At 62.7% G+C, this 3452-nt stretch carries 3 protein-coding genes; 1 reads left to right on the plus strand and 2 read right to left on the minus strand.

What is annotated here, in order from left to right:
* Window positions 1-32 precede the first annotated feature (32 nt).
* Complete coding sequence (gene pmbA, locus D6877_RS09145) at window positions 33-1385, minus strand: metalloprotease PmbA (RefSeq protein ID WP_172834015.1); 1353 nt, start codon at window positions 1383-1385, stop codon at window positions 33-35.
* Window positions 1386-1487: 102 nt separating this feature from the next.
* On the opposite strand from pmbA, the gene yjgA reads away from it, so the two are divergent.
* Entirely contained in the window at window positions 1488-2012 is a 525-nt protein-coding gene (gene yjgA, locus D6877_RS09150) for a ribosome biogenesis factor YjgA (RefSeq protein WP_016771692.1), read from the plus strand.
* Window positions 2013-2063: 51 nt separating this feature from the next.
* Here the strand turns inward: yjgA and tldD are convergent, their stop codons facing one another.
* The gene (gene tldD, locus D6877_RS09155; protein WP_241662876.1) at window positions 2064-3449 is read right to left on the minus strand and encodes a metalloprotease TldD; all 1386 of its coding nucleotides are present in this window, start codon (window positions 3447-3449) and stop codon (window positions 2064-2066) included.
* Between the last annotated feature and the right edge of the window lie 3 nt (window positions 3450-3452).

Below are 3452 nucleotides of genomic sequence, written 5' to 3' on the forward strand. Positions count from 1 at the left end.
GGCGCGCCTTTTTTTGTTGGCGGATTCGCGGCTTAGCTGCCGGCGACAGTCATCCGCTCGATCAACACCGAGCCGGTGCGGATGTTGCTGCGCAGCTCCAGATCATTACCCACCGCGACAATCTGCTTGAACATGTCGCGCATGTTGCCGGCGATGGTCACTTCCTGCACGGCGAACTGGATCTCGCCGTTTTCCACCCAGAAGCCCGCCGCACCGCGCGAATAGTCACCGGTGACCATGTTCAGGCCGTGGCCCATCAATTCGGTGACCAGCAGTCCTCGGCCCATGCGCTTCAACAGCGCTGCCTGATCCTCGTCGCCATGGGTGACGAACAGGTTGTGCACACCGCCCGCGTTGGCGGTGCTCGGCATGCCCAGTTTCCGTCCGGAGTAAGTGCCGAGGATGTAGGAGACCAATTCGCCCTTTTCGACGAACGGTTTGGCGTAGGTCGCCAAGCCGTCACCATCGTAGGAAGCACTGCCCATGGCGCGCATCAGATGCGGACGCTCATCGATGGTCAGCCATTCCGGGAACAGCTTTTGCCCGAGTGTGCCTTCGAGAAACGACGATTTGCGATACAGACTGCCGCCGGATACTGCCGAGAGGAAGCTGCCGAACAGACCGCCCGCCAGTTCGGCGGAAAACAGCACCGGCACCTCGCATGTCGGCACCGGCCGCGCGCCCAGACGGCTGGCTGCACGTTGCGCGGCACGCTGGCCGATGCTCACCGGATCGGCGAGCAGACTGCCCTGGCGATTGACGTCATACCAGTAATCGCGCTGCATCTGCCCGTCAGCTTCGGCGATCATCACGCAGCTCAGGCTGTGCCGGGTCGACGCGTAGCCGCCGATGAAACCGTGGCTGTTGCCGTAAACCCGGCAGCCCTGATGGGTGCTGAGGGTGGTGCCGTCGGCGTTCTTGATCCGCGCATCGGCATCGAACGCCGCGGCCTCGCAGAGCAAAGCCTTCTCGATGGCCTGCTCCGGGGTGATGTCCCATTCGTGGAACAGGTCGAAATCCTGCACATCCCTGGCCATCAGTGCGGCGTCGGCGAGGCCCGAGGCTTCATCTTCGGAAGTGTGCTTGGCGATGGCCAGTGCTGCTGCGACGGTTTCACGAATCGCCTCCGGCCCGGTGGCCGAGGTGCTGGCCGAGCCTTTGCGCTGGCCGACGTACAGGGTGATGCCAAAACCCTGATCACGATTGAATTCAACGGTTTCGACCTCGCGCTGACGCACCGAAGTCGACAGGCCTTGCTCCAGCGACACCGCGACTTCACAGGCGCTGGCGCCCTGGCGCTTGGCTTCGGCGATGATCTGCTCGACCTGTTCTTGCAGTGCCGGCAATGCCTGCGGGCCGACGCTTTGAACTGCACTCATGCTCATCTCCACTCAAATTCTGCTTTCGGCTGGGGTCATCGAGCGACCGGGCCGGACAAGCGGCCCCCGACTGGTTATCATGGCGGCGTTTCTTTGCGGACTGCCACCATGGTTGATTCTTACGACGACTCCCTCGATACGGGAGAAAAAAGCAAATCTCAGGTCAAACGCGAGTTGCATGCGCTGGTTGACCTCGGCGAGCGCCTGACCACACTCAAGCCTGATCTGGTCGCCAAACTGCCGTTGACCGACGCTTTGCGCCGGGCATTGGCCGATGCGCCCAAGCACACCGCGAACATCGCGCGTAAACGGCATTTGCAGTTCATCGGCAAACTGATGCGCGACCAGGACACTGACGCGATTCTGACTCTGCTCGATCAACTCGATGCCTCCACTCGCCAGTACAACGAGCGCTTCCATAATCTGGAACGCTGGCGTGACCGCCTGATCGCGGGCGATGACGCCGTGCTGGAGAAATTCGTCATCGAGTACCCGGACGCCGATCGCCAGCAATTGCGTTCCCTGATCCGTCAGGCCCAGCATGAGGTTGCGCAAAACAAACCGCCTGCTTCGAGCCGCAAGATCTTCAAATACATTCGGGAGCTGGACGAGACTCAACGCGGCCTGCGTTGAAAATCGCCACCGGGTGGCCGTCCTGCGCGCCACCCGAAAGCCCCACCGTTCTTATGCGCCCGTGCCACCCACGGTGATCGCATCGATTTTCAGCGTTGGCTGGCCGACACCCACCGGCACCGACTGCCCATCCTTGCCACACGTACCCACACCGCTGTCCAGCGCCAGATCGTTACCGACCATCGACACCCGGCTCATCGCCTCGGGGCCGTTGCCGATCAATGTCGCGCCTTTGACCGGTGCAGTAATCTTGCCGTCCTCGATCAGATAAGCCTCGCTCGTGGAGAACACGAACTTGCCGCTGGTGATGTCGACCTGACCGCCGCCGAGGTTGGCGCAGTAGATGCCCTTCTTCACCGAGGCGATGATTTCTGCCGGATCGCTTTCGCCACCGAGCATGTAGGTGTTGGTCATGCGTGGCATCGGCAGGTGCGCATAGGATTCGCGACGACCGTTACCGGTGCGTGCCACGCCCATCAGCCGCGCATTGAGCTTGTCTTGCATATAGCCCTTGAGTACGCCGTTTTCGATCAGCGTGGTGCACTCGGTCGGGGTGCCTTCGTCATCGACGCTGAGCGAACCGCGACGGCCGCTCAAGGTGCCGTCATCGACGATGGTGCATAACTTGGAGGCAACCATTTCGCCCATGCGCCCGCTGTAGGCCGAGCTGCCCTTGCGGTTGAAATCGCCTTCCAGGCCATGGCCGACCGCTTCGTGCAGCAGCACCCCGGACCAGCCGGAGCCGAGCACCACCGGCAAGGTACCGGCCGGCGCCGGAATCGCTTCCAGATTCACCAGCGCCTGGCGCAGCGCTTCGCGGGCATAACCCATGGCGCGGTCTTCGGCGAGGAAGTAGCGGTAATCGGTACGCCCGCCGCCGCCATGTCCGCCACGTTCGCGACGGCCATTCTGTTCAACGATGACGCTAACGTTGAAGCGCACCAGCGGTCGCACATCAGCGGCCAGACCGCCATCGGTGGACGCGACAAGGATTCGCTCCCAGACCCCGGCCATGCTCACGCTGACCTGCTGAATCCGTGGGTCGAGTGCGCGGGTGGCGACGTCGATGCGTTTGAGCAACTCGACTTTTTCCGCGCGGCTGAGCACTTCCAGCGGGTTATCCGGCGCGTATAGTTGCGCGACGTCCTGGCTGGTGAATGCCTGCACGGTGCCGTTCTGCCCGGCACGTGAGATCGAACGCGCGGCGCGGGCCGCTGCACCGAGGGCTTCGAGGGTGATCGCGTTGCTGTAGGCAAAACCGGTCTTCTCCCCGGACTGCGCGCGCACGCCGACACCCTGATCGAGGTTGAAGCTGCCTTCCTTGACGATGCCGTCTTCCAGCGCCCATGACTCGGAAATCTGGCCCTGGAAATACAGGTCGGCGGCATCGATGCCCGGCCCGGCCAGATCGCCGAGCACGCCTTGCAGGCTCTCGATCGT

The organism is Pseudomonas sp. Sample_9 (assembly GCF_004307535.1).
GTDB lineage: Bacteria > Pseudomonadota > Gammaproteobacteria > Pseudomonadales > Pseudomonadaceae > Aquipseudomonas > Aquipseudomonas mercuritolerans.

Excerpts from the sequence above, each read along its gene's own strand:
- pmbA (WP_172834015.1), bottom strand. The coding sequence starts at position 1,385 with ATGAGCATGAGTGCAGTTCAAAGCGTCGGCCCGCAGGCATTGCCGGCA.
- yjgA (WP_016771692.1), top strand. The coding sequence starts at position 1,488 with ATGGTTGATTCTTACGACGACTCCCTCGATACGGGAGAAAAAAGCAAA.